Raw genomic sequence first — 18959 nt, forward strand, 5'->3', positions numbered from 1 at the left:
CATGCAACCATTCACCACCACCGGCCAGCGTGGCCGCATCCTCGCCTACCAACCGAGCGGACAAGGTTCCGTCAGCGTGGCCGGCATTCAACATGCGTTCGACGTGGCCACGCACTGGCGCTCGGACGTGGCGCCCGCCATCAACGCCGTCGTCGACGTGCGCTTCGATGAGGCCGGCAGCCTCGCCACCGTCAGCGCCGTGGCAACGCAGCAACTGGCGCAGGAAGAAATGGCCGGCGCGGCGAAACTGGCGCGCGACAAAAGCCAGCAGCTGTGGGGCCAGGCCGTGTCCGCCCTGGGCATCAAGGTGCTGGCCAGCCTGGGCGTCCTGATCGCCGGCGCCTTTATCTTCAACACCATCGGCATCCGTTTGTTCGCCTCCGTCTCGCGCACCTACTGGCAGTTGCTGGGCTTGTCCGCCGACAGCCTGGAAAGCTTTGCCCGCGATGGCGGCGGCGGTTTTACGTCGGCACAATTTTTCTTCCTGCTGGCCATTGCCGGATGCTGCGCCACCATGGTTAGCCGCCACCCGAAAGCGGCGCTGGGCAAGTGCGCACCGCTGCTGTTCATCGTCATCCACAGCAGCGTGCTGTTCATCAAGATCAAGGGCGCCGTCAGCGACGCGGGCAGCGCCATGGGCGGCATCATGGGCACCCGCGCGGCCCGCATGGCCGAGCAGATGGCCAGCGAAATGCTGGGGCAAGTGTGGCAAGGCCTCTCGTTCGGCATCGGCTTTTACCTGGTGCTGGCGTCTTCCATCGTCCTGGCCGCTTACGGCGTCGGCGAATACAAACGTAAAACCATCGGCTAAGCCACCTCTTACACATTCATTGAAGGAAATATCATGCAACGTACCCTCCCAGCCCTGCTCGCCATCGCCGTCCTGCTGTCCGCCTGCGGTAAAACAGAGACCGCCACACCGGCCGCCTCCGCTCCCGTCGCCGCGAATGTGGCCGACATGGCCGCCAAGGCGCAAGTGAAGGCGGCAGCAGCCAGCCTGCCGCAAGCGGACGCTGCCACGCCAACGTCCAGCTATGTCGACATCACGAGCGGCCACCAGCTGATGTACAGCTACCTCGCCTTGTCCGGCGTGCCGCCCGACTACGCGGCCGTGGCCCAGCGCATCTCGCGCGAATATGCGGGCAGCAACGACGCCTTCCGCAAGCAGGAAGTGCTCGACGCGCTGAAACCGCAGATCGACGCCAAGGTCAGCGAAGCGAAAACCAAACGCTACCTGCGCTACCAGATCAATGGCCAGGGCGCGCTGTCGCCGTACGCGATGGACAAGGCAGCCTTCCCCGCCAAGTTCGCCGACGCGGGCACCTATTACTACATGTACGACAACGGCGACTACAAGCTGGCGTTCACGAATGGCGACGGTTATTCGCTGCTGAAAGTGGACCAGGAGGCGGCGCGCAAGATCGAAGCGGCGCGCAGCGGCTACAAGGATTTCGCCATCGTCGTGTATGCCTACGCCCAGGAAGCGGACATGGCCAGCAACCAGGTCAAGGCGCAGATCGTCAAGGTGGCGATCAAGCTGAATGGGGAAGAAATTCCCGTCAGCCAGGCACGGTAGAACGGGCTCGGTTACACTGTTCGCCACATTGCATCGGGATCGGGATCGGGACATATGGGCGAACAGACACTGGCGGAACAACATCTGGCAAACGGGCAAGGGCTGCAGCAGGCGGGCAAGCTGATCGAAGCGATCAACGCCTACCAGGCCGCGTATAAACTGAACCCGGCCCTGGCCGAAGCACAGCATTTCCAGGGCCTGGCGATGCTGGAGCTGGGCCAGGGCGCCATCGGCCTGGGTTTGTTGAAACTATCGCTCAAACAGCAGCCGGACAACGCCCTGTTCCACTACAACCTCGGCAACGTGCTGCGCGGCTCGGACAGCGACGCGGCGCTGGCCAGCTACGCCACGGCGGCGCGGCTGGCGCCGCACGAACATGATTTCGCCATCAGCCATGCGGAATTGCTGATGGGAAAACAGAGGCTGCTGGAGACCATCGCCGAACTGGAACGGGCCCACGCCCTGCGTCCGCAGCGTTGGCAAACACTGCAGGGACTGGCCGAGCTGTACTACCGCACGGGACAGCAGGAACTGGCGTTGGAACGCTATGCGCAAGGCCTGGCGCTGCATCCGGCGCTGGCGCAAACGTGCCGCATCGGCTTTGCCAGCCCCGGCACGGAAAACAGGGAGCAGCTGACGACGCCCGACGTGCCGGCAAGCTTGCACGATTTCCTGCGCGAAACGGATTTGCACATCCTCGACGATTTCCTGCCCGATCCCGCCGCCTGGCGCGCGCAAGCGCTGGCGTTGCCGTTCGAGCAGCAGCGCTATGCGGGGCAGAATTATCCGGGCAGCCAGACGGCGGGCCAGCCCAGCCAGGCCATCATGGAGCGCATCGCCACGGCCCTGGGCCGCCCCATCCGTTTCATTTCACCCGACAACGGTTCCTATCGCCTCAGCTATGCGGACGCCATGGCGCGCACCGATATCCACGTGGACAACGAGACGGGCAATAATTTCAATTTCTATGCGGGCGTGCTGTATCTGAACCCGCCCGAGCAATGCCAGGGCGGCACCACCTTCTGGCGCCACCAGCCCAGCGGCTGGTACCGGCGATTACCCGAGGCGGACGTGAAAGCGGGCGGCTACGCCAGCTTCAAGGATTTCCAGAAACGCTGGCTGCCGAACAGTAAAGTGCAGAAATTCAACGACTTGCAGGAACAGCGCGACAGTTGGCAAGCGCTGTTGGAAGTGCCGATGCGCCACAACCGCCTGATCGTCTACAAGGGACACTATTTCCACTCGATCAGCAATGTGTTTGGCGACACGCCGGAGAATGGGCGGCTGGTGCAGTTGTTTTTCTTTGAAGCACCGGATTGAGTGTAAGGGCAATTGTCGGATTACGCGTGCCGCTAATCCGACCTACGCATGCATGTGAACGGTAGGTCGGATTAGCGCGCAAGCGCGTAATCCGACAACACCAGCCCAGCACTCAATACATATCCGCCGCCGTCGCCCGCACAGCTTTCAACAGCATATCCGCCCCCGGCGACAGCAAATGATCCTGCTGGCGGATGATGCCGAACGCATCCATCTTGCACGGCAGTTCGATGGGTAAGATGCTCAGCACGTTCAACGATTCGTAGTAATGGGCCACTTCCGTCGGCATCACGTGCAGCGAGTCCGTCTGCTGCAGTAGCGACGTGATCAGGAGCAAGGCGGTGGTGTCGACCACGTCCACGGGCGGTTCCTGGCCCGCGCGGCGAAACATCATGTCGAAGCGGTGGCGCAAGATGCTGCCTTGCGGCGGTAGAATCCACGGCTGGCCCGCCAAATCCTTCAATTGCAGATTCTTGCGCGACAGCAGCGGATGGCCATTGCGCGCCACGGCGCTGGCCGGCTCTTCCGTCAATTCCTCGTAGATGAGTCCCGCGCTGCTTTCCTTTTCCAGGATGCGCCCGATCATGAAATCGAGGGTGCCGTGCTGCAGCATGTCCATCAGCGTATTGCTGTGCTCCAGATGCACGCCGATGCGCATCAACGGCGCCTGCTGCTTGATGCGGGCAATCGCGCGCGGCAGCAAGGCCATGGCCGGCGTCATGATGACGCCCACTTCCACCTGGCCCGTCAGGCCCGACTTCAGGGCAACGATGTCGTCATGCGCCAGCGACAGGCTCGTCAGGGCCATGCGCGCGTGGCGTATCATCGTCTCGCCGTAGATGGTCGGCTCCATGCCGCGTGGCAACCTGTCAAACAGGCGCACGTCCAGCATCTCTTCCAGGTCCTTGATTTGCTTGGACGCGGCCGGCTGCGTCATGTGCAATTCTTCCGCCGCGCGGTGGATGTTGCGCTGCTCATCAAGGGCGATCAACAGCAGCAATTGCCGCGTCTTCAGGCGGGCTCGCAAGAACCAGTTGGGGTTGAGGGTATCCATGAATAAATCATATCATGATCGATATCAGTTTTAATTCAATATCGATGTTATAGATATCGGTATGTCTCCTTTTTATACTTGGCCAACAAGCGTTCACAATGCCTTGCAGGCGGCGCTCGGGTTGGCGGCCGGGCCAGCCGTTTGCTGGATGAATTCGATGGTGCCGTCCGGCTTGTATTTCAGTTCTTCCACGGCCACGGAGCGCCGGTATTCCCCGCCGCCGGGCAACTTGTCGTTGTGATAGAAGATGTAGGACTTGCCGTTGAATTCGATGATGGCCTGGTGAATGGTTTTCACGACGGCATTCTTGTCCATGATGGTACCGCGGAAATGCCAGGGCCCCGTCGGTGTCGGCCCCGTCGAATACGCCGTCTCCTCGGGGAAATTGCGCGAGTACGACAAATAATACGTACCGGCATGCTTGTGCATATAGGCCGCTTCCGTGAACGCATCCATGCCGAAGGTCAGAATCGGGCCGTCCAGCTCCGTCATGTTGGCTTTCAGCTTGGCGTATTTCAAGACCGTGTTACCCCAGTAAATGTAGGCCTGCCCATCCGTGTCGATAAAGACGGCCGGGTCGATATCGTCCCAGGGAATGGCCGTCTGCTTCGTCATGTCGTTGGTGATCAGAGCGCTGCCGCGCGCATCGACGAACGGCCCGGTCGGGCTGTCGGAGACGGCCACGCCGATGGCTTTGCCGGGAATGGTTTTATGGTCGACGGTCGAATAGAAATAGTATTTATTGCCGCGCTTGACGATGTCACCTGCCCACGCATCCTTGCCAGCCCAGGCGAAGGTGGAAAAGCGCACGGGCGAGCCGTGATCCGTCCAGTTCGCCATGTCGCACGAGGAATACACGCGCCACTCGTGCATGCGGTAATCCGTATCCGTCGCGCTCGCTTCATCGTGGCCCACGTACAGGTAGACCCTGCCATTGTCGACCAGCGCGGCCGGGTCGCCCGTGTAGATATCCTTGACGATGGGGTTGGCTGCCTGCGCGCCGAATGGGGCGCAGGCGAGCGCCGCCGCCATGCCGATGGCTGCGGCAAGTTTATTCTTGTGAAACATGGTATTAACTCCGATTGGTATTTTTCTGGCCCATGGCCATCAGTCTTTGCACGACGCAAAAGACGAACAGCAAGCCGCCGATGACGATCTTGGTCCACCACGAGCTGAGCGTGCCGTCGAAGGCGATCAGGGTCTGGATGGTGCCCAGCACCAGCACGCCGGACAGCGCGCCCGCCACGTAGCCGTAGCCGCCGCTGAGCAGGGTGCCGCCGATGACGACGGCGGCAATCGCGTCCAGTTCCGTGCCTTGCGCATGCAAGCCATAGCCGGACAGCATGTAGAACGAAAACAGCACGCCGCCCAGCGCGGCGCAAAAGCCGCTGAAAGCGTAAATGAACACCTTGGTGCGGCCCACGGGCAGCCCCATCATCAGGGCCGACTGTTCATTGCCGCCGATCGCATACACGGCGCGGCCGAATGGCGTGGCATGCGCCAGCCAGATGGCCAGCAGCAACGTGATCACGGCGATCACGACGCCCGGCGAAACGAAGCCGCCGAGAAACTGCAATTGCGTCTGCGACATGGCCACGAACAGCGGATCATCGATCGTGATGGAGTTGATGCTGATCAAATAGCACAGCCCGCGCGCCAGAAACATGCCGGCCAGGGTAACGATGAAGGGCTGCAATTTGAAATAATGAATCAGCGCGCCCATGCTGGCGCCAAATACCGTGCCCAGCGCCAGCACGGTGACGATCACCAGGAGCGGCGGCCAGTGCGCCACGTTCAGCAGCCAGGCGGCGATCATGGTCGACAGGGCCAGAACGGACCCGACGGACAGATCGATGCCGCCGGAAACGATGACGAAGGTCATGCCGACGGCGATCACCAGCAAAAAGGCGTTATCGATCAACAGGTTAAAGATCACTTGTGTCGACAGCAGGCCCGGATAGGCGGCGCCGCCCAGGCCCAGCATCACCACCAGCAGCAAGACCGTGACGAGCGAGGTGAAATACGGGGTGTGCAGCAAGCCCTTCATGCTTTTCTCCGATGCAGCAATTGCTTGAATTCCGACGATTGCGACAGGCAGACGAGGAAGACGACGACCGATTTGACCACCATGTTCACTTCCGGCGGCACGCCCAGCGAATAGATCGTGTAGGTCAGGGTCTGGATGATGAGCGCGCCTATCATGCTGCCCACGAGACTGAACTTGCCGCCAGCCAAGGACGTACCGCCCAGGGTCACGGCCAGGATGGCGTCCAGTTCCAGCATCAGGCCCGCATTGTTCGCGTCGGCGCTCTTGATGTTCGAGCTGATCATCAGGCCCGACAGGCCCGCGCAGGCCGCGCAAAACACGTAGACGAAAAAGATCAGCGTCGCCGTCTTGATGCCGGCCAGGCGCGCGGCGACGGGGTTGATGCCGACGGCCTGGATGAACAGGCCCAGGGCCGTCTTGCGCATCAGCACGGCCGTGATGATGAACACGGCAGCGACGAGAAACAGGGAAAACGGCAAGCCGAGCAGGTAACCGCTGCCGATGAAAAAGAACGGTTGATAATAGACGGTGACGATCTGCCCATCCGTCAGCAATTGCGCCAGGCCACGCCCCGCCACCATCAGTATCAATGTCGCGACGATGGGCTGCAAGCCGAGTCCCGCCACCAGCACGCCATTCCAGGCGCCGCACAGCAGGGCCGCGCCCAGGGCGGCGGCCAGGGCCCAGCCCATCGGGATATTGCTCACGTAGGTCGGCACGCCGTTGTCCATCACCATGGTGCCGCCGATCAGCATGGCGGCCACGGTGCCGGACAGGGCCACGACGGCGCCCACGGAAATATCGATGCCGCGCGTGGCGATGACCAGGGTCATGCCCAGGGCCGCCAGCATCAGCGGGGCGGCACGGTTGACGATGTCAATCACGCTGCCGTACAGGTGGCCGTCGCGCACTTCCAGGTGGAAAAAGCCGGGGATGGCAAAGAAGGCCACCAGCAACAGCAGCAACAGCGCGGCCAGGGGCCGGCTCAAAGGGTGGTGCAGAACGATATGCAAGGCGGACGTACCCGTAGTGGAAGCCGGACGCGCCAGGGGCGCGTTCGATGGCGTGGATAAACTCATGTGGCGTCTCCGGCGATCACTTGCAGCACGGAGCTGTCGTCGAGCTCGCCGCGCGCATAGTCGCCGCAAGCCTTGCGGTCGCGCATGACGAGAATACGGTCGCTGCAGCGCAGCACTTCCGGCAGCTCCGACGAGATGAACAGGATGGCCATGCCCTTGCGGCACAGCTTGCTCACATAACTCATGATTTCCTGCTTGGCGCGCACGTCGATGCCGCGCGTCGGCTCATCGAGAATCAACATGGCCGGCGAGGTCACCAGCCAGCGCGCCAGCAAGGCTTTCTGCTGATTGCCGCCCGACAGGCTGCCGATCGGCGTTTCGATGCTGGCCGTCTTGATGCCGAGCGCCTTCACATACTCATCGGCCAGCGCCTGCTGGCGTTTGAACGGGATGGCGCGCAGCAAGCCCGTGCGGGCCTGCAAGGCCAAAATAATGTTTTCGCGCACGGACAGCGACAGGATCGCGCCCTCGTGCTTGCGGTCTTCCGAGCAAAAGCCGATGTCCTGGGCGATCGCGTCGCGCGGCACGTTGAACTGGCGTATCTTGCCCTGCATGACGATGCTGCCGGAATCGGCCTTGTCGGCGCCGAACAGCAAACGCGCCAGTTCCGTGCGGCCCGAACCGAGCAAGCCGGCCAGGCCCAGCAATTCGCCCTGGCGGATGTGGAAATCCATGGGCAGCAGGGCGCCCTTGCGGCCCAGTCCCTGCGCTTCGAGCACAGTCGGACCAAAGCTGGCGGCGCCCGCTTCTTGCGCCAGGTCCGGCGTTTGCTCCTGCGTGTCGGCCGCCACGCCGATCATTTTATTGACCAGCGCCAGGCGCGACAGTTCGCTGCACGCGTATTCGCCCTCGCGCTCGCCATTGCGCATGACGGTGATGCGGTCGGAAATGGCGTAGGTCTGGTCGAGGAAGTGGGTCACAAACAGAATCGCCATGCCTTGCTCGCGCAGGCGGCGCAGCACGGAAAACAGCAGATTGACTTCCGCCTCGTCCAGGCTGGACGTGGGTTCATCGAGGATCAGCACGCGAGCCGAAATGTTCAGTGCGCGCGAAATGGCCACCATTTGCTGGATGGCCAGCGGAAAGCTGGACAATTGCGCCGTGACATCGATATCGATCTGCAATTGCTGCAGCAAGGCACGCGCCTGCTGCTGCATGGAACGCCAGTCGATGGCGCCAAAGCGGCGCGGGTAGCGGCCGATAAAAATATTTTCCGCCACCGACAGGTTCGGGCACAGATTGACTTCCTGGTACACGGTGCTGATGCCGAGCAACTGCGCATCCGAGGTGGACGCGGGCGCGATGGGCTTGCCGTCAAACAGAATCTGGCCGCTGTCGGGCGTGTAGACGCCCGTCAGCACCTTGATCAGCGTCGATTTCCCGGCGCCGTTCTGCCCCATCAAGGTGTGCACTTCGCCCGGATACAGGCGCAGGGCAACATCGCTGAGGGCTTTGACGCCAGGAAAGGACTTGCTGATGCCGCGCAACTCCAGCAAGGGAGCTGGCGCGGCGTTGTGTTGCGCTTGCGTATTCATCATGCGGCAAGCTTAGTACTTACGGTTCGGGAATTCCTTGGCGGCCACCTCGGCAGGGAACACGCCTTCCACCGTCGTGATGCGCGCTGGCACGGGCTTGCCGGCCACCACGTCGCGGGCGATCGACATCAATTGCGGGCCCAGCAGCGGGCTGCATTCGACGGTGACGTTCAGCTTGCCGGCGATCATGGCTTCGAACGCGCCTTTGACGCCATCGATCGAGATGATGATGATGTCCTTGCCCGGCTTCATGCCCGCTTCTTCGATGGCCTGGATGGCGCCGATGGCCATGTCGTCATTGTGCGCGTACAGCACGTTGATCTTCTTGCCTTCGGCCTTCAGGAACGCTTCCATCACTTCCTTGCCCTTGGCGCGCGTAAAGTCGCCCGTTTGCGAACGGATGATCTTCAATTTCGGATTCTTGCCGATGACTTCCTGGAAGCCTTCCTTGCGGTCGATGGCTGGCGCGGAACCAACCGTGCCTTGCAGCTCGACGATGTTCAGTTGCGCGTCCGGGGTTTTCTTGGCGTGTTCGAGCAGCCATTGACCGGCGCGGCGGCCCTCTTCCACGAAATCGGAACCGATGAAGGTCACGTACAGCGATTTATCGGTGACGTTGACGGCGCGGTCCGTCAGGATGACGGGAATCTTGGCAGCCTTGGCTTCGCGCAAGACCGTATCCCAGCCGGACTCAACGACGGGCGAGAAGGCGATCACGTCGACTTTTTGCGCGATGAACGAGCGCAGGGCCTTGACCTGGTTTTCCTGTTTTTGCTGCGCATCAGCAAATTTCAGCGTGACGCCATCTTTCTTGGCCGCATCCTTGATGGAGACGGTATTGGCGGTGCGCCATTCGCTTTCGGCGCCCACCTGCGAAAAGCCCATGACGAGGGGCTTGGCGGCAAAGGCGGAAGAAGTAGCGGACAGTGCCAACAACATGGCGCTGGCGAGGAGTGTGCGGCGTGTCAATTTCATTCTTGTCTCCAGTTTTTTTTGGAATACCATCACAGCCGGATGCCGGATGGGCGGTTTTTTATGAACCCATGGTAGGAGAAAGCAACATAGCCATCCAATCAATTCTTTTTCGCTTGTGATATCGATTTGCGTATCACCTGCCGCTCATCCCCTGGCCTGCTTACCGTTTGGCGGCCGGCAATTGCCGGCTTTGATAGCGGTTCAAGTCGCGCGCGTCGAGTTGCGGCCAGCCATCCTTGTCCCACGTCATGGGCAGGATCTTGAGCTTCTGCAAATAATTGTCCGCCGTTTCATAGGCGTGCAGCACCAGGTAATCCTTGCCGTCAAACGTATAGGCGCTGTTGTGACCGAGGCCTTGCCAGTCCTTGTCGCCTTTCAGCACTACCGTGCCGCCGCCCTGCGCCATGTCGCGGCCATCCTTGTCCAGGTAGGGACCCGTTACGCTTTTTGAGCGTCCCACGGCCAGGTGATAGGTGCTTTTTTCCTTCTGGCAGCACAAGCCCCAGGAAACGAAGAGGAAGTAATCGTTGCCGCGCTGGAAGATGAACGGTGCCTCGATTTCCTCGGGCGCCGGCTTGAATTCGCCTGCGCGTGGCGGCAGCGGCACGCGTCGGGCCAGCGAGTGCCACTCTTGCGGTTCCGCAATGTGGGTCCAGTCCGGCGTCAGTTTCACCAGCTTGATGCCATTCCAGAATGAGCCGAACGACATCCACGGCGTGCCCTTGGCATCGGTAATGATGTTCGAATCGATGGCGTTCCACTCGTCGCGCTCGGGCACCGATTGCAGCAACATGCCCTGGTCGACCCAGCGGTAGTCGGGCGAGCGTGGATTCAAGGTGGTGTTGACGGTCACGCCGATGCCGGACGTGTTCTTGCCGAAGCCGGACACCGAGTAGTACAGGTAATATTTTCCGTCGTGAAATTGCACGTCGGGCGCCCAGATATGGTCGTCAAAGCTGGGAGCAGCTGTTTTTGCCCAGGTAGGCTGGCCGGCGAAGACACGCCCTTCCGGTTGCCAGTCAACCATGTTTTTCGAACTGTAGAAGGTGATGCCGGGGCCCGTGCTGTACAAATAATACGTGTCGCCTTCCTTGGCCATCACGGGGTCGTGCACGCTGACCTGGGCCGCATGCGCGGCAGCCATGATCGCCAGGGTGCTCAGGATGGCGGCCATGCCGCGTGTCAATGTGTGCATCGTCTTCTCCAAAATGGTCAGCCGGCCCGTCATGCGGGCCGGCCTGATGAGTGACAGGTGAGCGACAGCTTAGTCGACGGCCACCACCACCACGGCCTTGGCAGGCACCGACACGGTCAGCTTGCCGCCTTGCGCCTGGGCATTAAACGCCACCGGCTGCACGGCTTGCGGTTGCGCAAAGCTGTTGACGGCATCCATCTTGCCCGCGGTCAGCATGCGGCCCGTCACGCTGGCCACTTGCTTGCCGGCCAATGCCACGCTCACGTCGACCGCCTTGTGCGGGTTCGTGTTGACCAGCGACAGATACACCTTGCCATCCTTGCCGCGCGCGGCCGAGGCGCTCACTTCCGGAATGCTGACCTTGCCCAGGCTGTACTTGCCATTACCCTGGATGGCGACCGGCAGGGAGGTGGCATCCTGGAACGGCACGTACATTTCAAACGCGTGATACGTAGGCGTGAGGAAATATTTGTCCTTGTCCGTGATGATCATCGCCTGCAGCACGTTGACCATTTGCGCGATATTCGTCATGCGCACACGGTCCGCGTGGGCATGGAAAATATTGAAGTTCAAGGCCGCGACCAGCGCGTCGCGCAAGCTGTTTTGCTGGAACAGGAAACCCGTGTTGGTGCCCGGTTCCACGTCGTACCAGGTGCCCCATTCATCGACGTACAAGCCCGTCTTTTTCGAGGGATCATTCTTGTCGATGGCGGCGATATTGTTCTTGATCAAGCTATCGATGCGCAGGGTGCGGCTCAGGGTGGAAATCCACTCATTTTCGCCAAAGCCCGTGGCCGCGCCCTTCTTTTCCCAGACGCCGGTCGGCACCGTGTAGTAGTGGAAACTGATGGCGTCCATCATGTTCGGCTTGATTTCGCGGCTCAAGGTGCTGGACCAGCTGATGTCGTCGTCATTGCCGCCGCTGGCGATGAATTTCGGGCGCGCGCTTTCCGGCGTCTTCATGAAGGTGTGATAGTGCTTGTACAGGTCGGCATAGTACTGCGGGCGCATATTGCCGCCGCAACCCCAGGCTTCATTGCCGATGCCAAAGTAATCGACCTTGTAAGGCTGGGCGCGGCCATTCTTGCGGCGCAGCTCGGCCAAGGTCGACTTGCTGTCCGAGGTCATGTATTCGAGCCATTCGGACATTTCCTGCGGCGTGCCGGAACCGAGGTTGCCGTTGATGTAGGTCTGCGCGCCCAAAAGCTCGGCCAGGTCGAAGAATTCGTGCGTGCCGACGGCGTTCGATTCTTCCACGCCGCCCCAGTTGGTGTTGACCTTGGTCGGGCGCTTGTCACGCGCGCCGATGCCGTCCTTCCAGTGGTATTCATCCGCAAAACAGCCGCCCGGCCAGCGGACCAGGGGCACGTGCAACTGTTTCAGCGCGCCCAGCACGTCGTTGCGCCAGCCCTTGGTATTCGGAATGGAAGACTCCGGTCCCACCCACATGCCTTCATAGATACCGGTACCCAGATGCTCGGCGAACTGGCCGTACACGTTCTTGTTGATCACGGCACCGGGCTTGGCCACGTCGATGGTGACCTTGACGGGCGCGGCAAAGGTGCTGCCGGCGGCCATGGCCAGGCTGAGGGCCACGATGCTGGTATGGATGAGTTTCATGCTGTCTCCTGTTTTTTAGTGAAAAGCAAGGGCCGGGATCAACCCGGCAATATGGATATGGCGATGCCTCTCCTGCCGCGGGGTTGGAGCGGCAAGAGCGGTGTTTCAAGATTGGAGGGCCGGTCAGTACCGGCGCGGATTAAACGATGCGCTAAGGCTTAGACCCAGCCAGCATCCACAATGAATTCCTGACTGGAGCACATCGCGCCGTCATCGGAGGCAAGGAACAGCACCATGGCGGCGATGTCCTGTGGCATCAGCTTGCTTGGCAAGCATTGGCTTTTCTTGATTTCCACTTCGGCCGCGTCGTCGACCCACAGGTCGATCTGGCGCTGCGTCATGACCCAGCCCGGTGTGACGGTGTTGACGCGGATATTGTGGGCGCCAAAGTCGCGCGCCAGGCCCCGCGTGAGGCCCACGACGGCGGCCTTGGTGGTGGCATACACAGGGTAGCCGCCCGACTTCATGTGCCAGGAAATCGAGCTGACGTTGATGATGGAACCGCCGCCCTTGCGCTTCATGCCCTCGAAGACGGCCTGGCACGTGAAGAACATGGGACGCTGATTGATCGCAATGCGCTCGTTCCAGTATTCCAGGGTGACGTCCTGCGCCTGGTGGCGCTGGTCGTTGGCGGCATTGTTGACGAGGATATCGAAGTCGCCCAGCTTGTCGGCCAGTTCGGCCATGACGGCTTGCAATGATGGGATATCCGTGATGTCGCAATGGCGGAAAATGGGCGCCGTCAGGCCCGCTTCGGCCAGGCGGCGGCACAGGGCCTCGCTCGCTTCCACGGCGATATCGACAAACGCCACCAGCGCGCCCTGGGCAGCAAATTCCGCCACCAAAGATTCGCCGATGCCGCTGCCGCCACCCGTGATGAACACGCGCTTGCCCTGCAAGCTGCCATATTTCGCCAATTGCTTCATCTTGTCTCCGCCTGTGTATTTTTATTTTTTGTGATTAAAGTTTGCCCAGCACGCCATCGTGACGACGCCAGATCCCCAGCGGATTATCGTCGCGCAGCGACTCCGGCAGCAAGTCTTGCGGCAGGTTCTGGTAGGACACGGGACGCAGGAAGCGGTTGATGGCTGCCGTGCCGACCGATGTGCTGCGGCCGTCCGACGTGGCCGGGAACGGGCCGCCGTGCACCATGGCCGTCGACACTTCCACGCCCGTCGGGAAACCGTTGGCCAGGATGCGGCCCACGCGGCGTTCCAGCACGGGCAGCAGGCGGCGCGCGTCTGCCACGTCGCCGGCATCGATTTGCAGGGTGGCCGTCAGCTGGCCTTCCAGGCTTTCCGTAATCGCCAGCAATTGCTCGATGTCGCGGCAAGCGACCAGCAGGGAAGCGGGACCGAAGACTTCGTCGCGCAGATCGTGCTTGGCCAAAAACGCTTCGCCCGAAGTAACGAACAGGGCGGCGGCACCCTTGCCTTCGTCGCCCGTGTTTTGCACCAGCGGCGTCACGTCGGCATGCTGCGCCAGGGCGGCGACGCCCTTGGCATAGCTGCTGGCGATGCCAGCCGTCAACATGGTGGCGGCAGGCGCCGGCGCCAGCGCTTCGGCGGCAGCGGCGGCAAAGGCCGTAAAGTCAGGGCCTTCCAGGCCCAGCACGAGGCCGGGATTGGTGCAGAACTGGCCCACGCCCATGGTCAGCGAGGCGGCAAAACCGCTGGCAATCGCCGCGCCACGGGCAGCCAGCGCTTGCGGCAACACGAAGACGGGATTGATGCTGCTCATTTCAGCATATACGGGTATCGGTTGCGCACGTTCCGCCGCCACCTTCATCAGGGCGATGCCGCCCGAACGCGAACCCGTAAAGCCGACAGCCTGGATGGCGGGATGCGCCACCAGGGTCTGGCCGATGCCATTGCCCGTGCCTGTCAACAAGGCGAACACGCCGGCTGGCAGCTTGCAGATGGCAATCGCGTTCACGATCGCGCGCGCCACCAGCTCCGACGTGCCCGGATGGGCCGAGTGGGCTTTCAGGACGACGGGGCAGCCAGCAGCCAGGGCCGAGGCCGTATCGCCGCCAGCTACCGAGAAGGCCAGCGGAAAGTTACTGGCCGCGAACACGGCGACGGGGCCCAGGCCGATCATGCGCAAACGCAAGTCAGGACGCGGCGGCACGCGGTCAGGCAGCGGGCTGTCGATGCGTGCATCGGTCCATGAACCCTCGCGCAGCAAGCCGGCGAACAATTTCAGCTGACCGACCGTGCGACCACGTTCGCCTTCCAGGCGCGCGCGCGGCAAGCCGCTTTCCGTCATGGCGCGCACGATCAGGTCGTCGCCCAGCTCAAGGATTTGCGCGGCGATGGTGTCGAGGAAATCGGCGCGTTCCGCGTCGCTGGTGGCGCGGAACGGATCGAACGCGGCTTGGGCCAGGCGGCACGCCGCGTCGATTTGCGCGGCGTCGACCATGTGGAAAGCGGGCGCGATGTGCGCGCGCGCGGCCGGGTCCCACGCTTCGAAGGAGCCGCCGTTACCCTTGACGGCGACGCCGCCGATCAATGCATCACCGGTGATATTGAGACTCATAATGTGCTCACTTTCGCAAATTCGGTTGGGAAGACATCGAGGCGGTTGCGCAAGGCAGGGCCAAAGGCCGGCGCTTCGATTTCAAAGGTTTCACCCGGCGCCACGCTCACGCCATCGGCAAAGCTTAACGTTGCCGTGCCAAAGAAGTGTACGTGCACGTCGCCAGGGCGCTTGAACAGCGGATACTTGAAGTGATGGTGTTCCAGGTTGGCGATCGTGTGCGACATATTCTCTTCGCCGCTGACGAACGCTTTTTCCCAGCGTACATTGCCAGCCGCATCGAGCACGCGCGAGGCGCCGGCGATATGCGCGGGTAACTCGCCCACCAGCAGGGCCGGGCCCACGCTGCAGGCGCGCAGTTTCGAGTGGGCCAGGTACAGATAGTTCTGGCGTTCCGTCACGTGGTCCGAGAACTCATTGCCGATCGCGTAGCCGACCCGGTAGGGCTGGCCGTCGTCACCGATCACGTACAGGCCGGCGATTTCCGGCTCTTCGCCGCCATCGAGGGCAAAGTCCGGCATGCGCAGCGGCTGGCCGCCGGCGCGCACGATGGAGCCGTCGCCTTTATAGAACCATTCGGGCTGGGCGCCGGCCGTGCCGTCAGCGGGCTTGCCGCCTTCCACGCCCAGGCGGAACATTTTCATCGAGTCGCTCAGGGATTCCGCGTCGCCGCCGATCTTCTTGTGCATGGCGTCGCGCGCGCCGGCGCTGCCCAGGTGGGTCAGGCCCGTGCCCGTCACGTAGCAGTGCGCTTCGTCGGCATGGTCGAGCGGCGGCAGCACACGTCCGGCAGCGGCCACGTCCGCATAGGAATGCGTGGTGTTGCCGACGGTAGCGTTCACCAGGTCCGCCAGGCTCACCTTTTTGCGGATGGCGTCTTGCGCCAGCGCATACGTCGTGTTGTAGCCTTCGATGACGCGGATGACGTCGTCTTGCAGCAGGCCGACGAGGCGCCCGCCATGTTCATTCGTAAATTGCAGCAACAGCATGGGATTCTCCGCTTAGTGTGAGTGGCGCGGCACGGCGGAACCGCGATTGCCGACCAGGAAGTCGAAATCGCAGCCTTCATCGGCCTGCAACACGTGTTCGATGTACAGCTGCTGGTAACCGCTCTTCGGCCCAGGCGCGCTGCCCAGTTCGCGGGCCGCCAGGCGCTCGGCAATTTCCGCGTCGCTGATGTCGATGTTCAGGCTGCCGTTGTGGCAATCGAGGGCGATCATGTCGCCATCCCTGACGATGCCCAGCGGGCCGCCGGCCATCGCTTCCGGCGCCACGTGCAGCACGACCGTGCCGTAGGCCGTGCCGCTCATGCGCGCATCCGAAATGCGCACCATGTCGGTGATGCCTTGCGCCAGCAGTTTCGGCGGCAAGCCCATGTTGCCCACTTCCGCCATGCCAGGATAGCCTTTCGGGCCGCAGTTCTTCATGACCAGCACGGAGTTCGCGTCGACATCCAGATCCGGATCAACGATGCGCGCCTTGTAATGTTCAAAATCCTCAAACACGACGGCCTTGCCGCGATGCTGCATCAGGTGTGGCGAAGCGGCCGACGGTTTCAAGACGGCGCCGCGTGGCGCCAGGTTGCCGCGCAACACGCAAATGCCGCCATCGGCCAGCAATGGGTTGTCCAAGGTGCGCACCACTTCATCGTTGTAGATCGGCGCTTCGACGCAGTTGTCCCACAGCGACTTGCCGTTGACGGTCAGCGCATTCTTGTGCGGCAGCAGATCGCCCTCGCCCAGGCGGCGTATCACGGCCGGCAAGCCGCCCGCGTAGTAAAACTCTTCCATCAGGAAACGGCCCGATGGCAGCAAGTCGACGATGGTCGGCGTGCCGCGGCCTACCTTGGTCCAGTCTTCCAGCTCCAAAGGCACGCCGATGCGGCCGGCAATCGCTTTCAGGTGGATCACGGCATTGGTCGAGCCGCCGATGGCGGCGTTGACCTTGATGGCGTTTTCAAACGCTTCACGCGTCAGCACTTTCGACAGGCGCAGGTCTTCGTGCACCATCTCGACGATGCGAATGCCCGACATATGGGCAAGCACGTAGCGGCGCGAATCGACGGCGGGGATGGCCGCGTTGTGCGGCAGGGACGTGCCCAGCGCTTCGGCCATGCTGGCCATCGTCGAAGCCGTGCCCATGGTGTTGCAGGTACCGGCCGAGCGCGACATGCCCGATTCGGCCGACATGAACTGGTGCAAGGTGATCGATCCCGCCTTCATCTGCTCGTGCAACTGCCATACGGCCGTGCCGGAACCGATGTCCTTGCCATTGAGTTTGCCGTTCAGCATGGGGCCGCCGCTGACGACGATGGTCGGAATGTCGACGCTGGCCGCACCCATCAGCAGCGCCGGCGTCGTCTTGTCGCAGCCGACCAGCAGCACGACGGCGTCCATCGGATTGCCGCGGATCGATTCTTCCACGTCCATCGAGGCCAAGTTGCGCGTCAGCATGGCTGTCGGGCGCAAATTCGATTCGCCATTCGAAAACACGGGGAATTCCACTGGGAAACCGCCCGCTTCCAGGATGCCGCGCTTGACGTGTTCGGCCAGCTGGCGGAAATGCGCGTTGCAGGGGGTCAGTTCGGACCAGGTATTGCAGATGCCGATGATGGGCTTGCCATGAAACTCGTGGTCAGGTATGCCCTGGTTTTTCATCCAGCTGCGGTACATGAAGCCGTTCTTGTCCTGCGAGCCGAACCACTCGGCAGAGCGCAGGGCAACCTTCTTTTTTGTCTCAGACATGCCATTCTCCTGGTTGTGCCATGCCGGATCTAATGTCGTCGGCCCGGGCAGCGATGTTGGAATACTAAAGAATCCTGCCATGCCTTTCCAATCAATTTTTAATGCGTTCCGATATCGAAAACGATATCCATCAGCACCAATGAAAACGCCCTGCGCGCGCGTGGCGGCAGGGCGTGGAAGGTTTTTGGGGTCTGCGACGATTATTCTGCGGAAAACCGATAGACCGTTTCCGTCTGATACACCTCGCCCGGGCGCAAAATGGTATTCGGGAAATGCGACTGGTTCGGCGAATCCGGAAAATGCTGGGTTTCCAGGCATAGCGCGCCGCGATAGCGGATGGCGCCCTGCTTGCCCTGCTGGCTGCCGTCGAGGAAATTGCCGGAATAAAACTGGATGCCCGGCTCCTGCGTGTACACCTGCATCACCCTCCCGGAAACGGGATCGCGCACGGTGGCGGCCAGGTTCAGTCTGTGCCCCGGCTGTTGATTCAGCACAAAGTTATGGTCGTAGCCGCGGCCGATGCGCAGCTGCTCATGCGGCAGAGCTATGCTGCTGCCGATGACGGTGCTCTGGCGCAAGTCGAACGGCGTGCCGGACACATCTGCCAATTCGCCCGAGGGGATCGACCCCGCGTCCACGGGCAGGTAGCGGTCCGCGTTGATGGACAACTCGTGACCGAGGATATCGCCCTGCCCCGCCAAATTGAAATAGCTGTGGTTGGTCAAGTTGATCGGCGTGGCCTGGTCCGTCAGGGCGTGGTAGCGCAGGTGCAGCGCATTGTCGTTGTCCAGTTCGTACACGACGGTGACGTCCAGCTTGCCCGGATAGCCGTCTTCGCCATGCGGGCTGCTGCGCGTGAACGTGATACCGACGGCGTCGTCGCTGGCGAACGGCACGGCTTGCCACATGACCTGGTGAAAGCCCTGGTTTCCGCCATGCAGGTGATTGGGTGGGTTGTTGACGGCCAGTTGGTAATCCTTGCCGTCCAGACTGAAACGTCCCTCGGCGATGCGGTTGCCGAAGCGCCCGATGACGGCGCCCAGGAAAGCGCTGTTGTGCAGATACGGTTCGATGCGATCGAAACCCAGCACCACGTCGGCAAAGTTGCCGTCGCGATCCGGCACGTGGATTTCGCTGATGATGGCGCCAAAGTCGAGCACCTTGACTTGCATGCCCTGGCGGTTCGTCAGGGTAAATACGCTGACGTGCCGGCCATCGGGCAGGATGCCGAACGGCAATTGCGTCACTGAAACAGAATCAACTGGGGTCATGGCGT

The 18959-nt window shown here is 61.9% G+C and carries 16 protein-coding genes; 3 read left to right on the forward strand and 13 right to left on the reverse strand.

The features are described from left to right. The first annotated feature begins 1 nt into the window (after window position 1). From AC54AG_RS17525 to AC54AG_RS17535, 3 genes are read left to right on the forward strand one after another with little or no spacing between them, the layout of a single operon-like run. Window positions 2-811, forward strand: a complete 810-nt coding sequence (locus tag AC54AG_RS17525; RefSeq protein ID WP_496631096.1) for a hypothetical protein — start codon at window positions 2-4, stop codon at window positions 809-811. 33 nt (window positions 812-844) lie between these two features. Further along, window positions 845-1576 carry a hypothetical protein gene (locus AC54AG_RS17530; RefSeq protein WP_496631097.1) on the forward strand — a complete coding sequence of 244 codons (732 nt, stop codon included), beginning with the start codon at window positions 845-847 and terminating at the stop codon, window positions 1574-1576. A 54-nt stretch (window positions 1577-1630) separates the two neighbouring features. Next, window positions 1631-2896, forward strand: a complete 1266-nt coding sequence (locus AC54AG_RS17535) for a DUF6445 family protein (protein ID WP_496631099.1) — start codon at window positions 1631-1633, stop codon at window positions 2894-2896. A 112-nt stretch (window positions 2897-3008) separates the two neighbouring features. On the opposite strand, the gene AC54AG_RS17540 is transcribed toward AC54AG_RS17535, so the two are convergent. From AC54AG_RS17540 to AC54AG_RS17600, 13 genes are all read right to left on the reverse strand, one after another. Next, window positions 3009-3950: a LysR family transcriptional regulator gene (locus tag AC54AG_RS17540; protein WP_034752932.1), complete on the reverse strand. Its 942-nt coding sequence runs from the start codon at window positions 3948-3950 to the stop codon at window positions 3009-3011. A 93-nt stretch (window positions 3951-4043) separates the two neighbouring features. Beyond that, window positions 4044-5018, reverse strand: a complete 975-nt coding sequence (locus AC54AG_RS17545) for a glycoside hydrolase family 43 protein (RefSeq protein WP_496631101.1) — start codon at window positions 5016-5018, stop codon at window positions 4044-4046. Window positions 5019-5022: 4 nt separating this feature from the next. Next, entirely contained in the window at window positions 5023-5997 is a 975-nt protein-coding gene (gene yjfF / locus AC54AG_RS17550; protein WP_035823670.1) for a galactofuranose ABC transporter, permease protein YjfF, read from the reverse strand. Further along, entirely contained in the window at window positions 5994-7076 is a 1083-nt protein-coding gene (locus AC54AG_RS17555) for an ABC transporter permease (protein ID WP_496631103.1), read from the reverse strand. The genes yjfF and AC54AG_RS17555 overlap by 4 nt, the downstream gene beginning before the upstream one ends. Further along, window positions 7073-8614 (reverse strand): sugar ABC transporter ATP-binding protein, encoded by a 1542-nt coding sequence (locus AC54AG_RS17560; protein WP_338680388.1) that lies wholly within the window; start codon window positions 8612-8614, stop codon window positions 7073-7075. The genes AC54AG_RS17555 and AC54AG_RS17560 overlap by 4 nt, the downstream gene beginning before the upstream one ends. A 9-nt stretch (window positions 8615-8623) precedes the next feature. After that, window positions 8624-9586 (reverse strand): ABC transporter substrate-binding protein, encoded by a 963-nt coding sequence (locus AC54AG_RS17565; protein WP_034752929.1) that lies wholly within the window; start codon window positions 9584-9586, stop codon window positions 8624-8626. A gap of 160 nt (window positions 9587-9746) precedes the next feature. Continuing rightward, entirely contained in the window at window positions 9747-10781 is a 1035-nt protein-coding gene (locus AC54AG_RS17570) for an arabinan endo-1,5-alpha-L-arabinosidase (protein ID WP_496631106.1), read from the reverse strand. 69 nt (window positions 10782-10850) lie between these two features. Continuing rightward, window positions 10851-12401: an alpha-N-arabinofuranosidase gene (locus tag AC54AG_RS17575; RefSeq protein WP_319992052.1), complete on the reverse strand. Its 1551-nt coding sequence runs from the start codon at window positions 12399-12401 to the stop codon at window positions 10851-10853. A 158-nt stretch (window positions 12402-12559) separates the two neighbouring features. Then, window positions 12560-13327, reverse strand: a complete 768-nt coding sequence (locus tag AC54AG_RS17580) for an SDR family NAD(P)-dependent oxidoreductase (RefSeq protein WP_034752926.1) — start codon at window positions 13325-13327, stop codon at window positions 12560-12562. A gap of 34 nt (window positions 13328-13361) precedes the next feature. Beyond that, the gene (locus AC54AG_RS17585; protein WP_496631108.1) at window positions 13362-14939 is read right to left on the reverse strand and encodes an aldehyde dehydrogenase (NADP(+)); all 1578 of its coding nucleotides are present in this window, start codon (window positions 14937-14939) and stop codon (window positions 13362-13364) included. Next, the gene (araD1, locus tag AC54AG_RS17590) at window positions 14936-15928 is read right to left on the reverse strand and encodes an AraD1 family protein (protein WP_496631110.1); all 993 of its coding nucleotides are present in this window, start codon (window positions 15926-15928) and stop codon (window positions 14936-14938) included. The genes AC54AG_RS17585 and araD1 overlap by 4 nt, the downstream gene beginning before the upstream one ends. A 12-nt stretch (window positions 15929-15940) precedes the next feature. Next, entirely contained in the window at window positions 15941-17683 is a 1743-nt protein-coding gene (locus tag AC54AG_RS17595; protein WP_034752921.1) for an IlvD/Edd family dehydratase, read from the reverse strand. Window positions 17684-17883: 200 nt separating this feature from the next. Beyond that, window positions 17884-18954 carry an aldose epimerase family protein gene (locus AC54AG_RS17600; protein ID WP_496631112.1) on the reverse strand — a complete coding sequence of 357 codons (1071 nt, stop codon included), beginning with the start codon at window positions 18952-18954 and terminating at the stop codon, window positions 17884-17886. Window positions 18955-18959 lie beyond the last annotated feature (5 nt).

The organism is Janthinobacterium sp. BCJ23 (genome assembly GCF_059617945.1).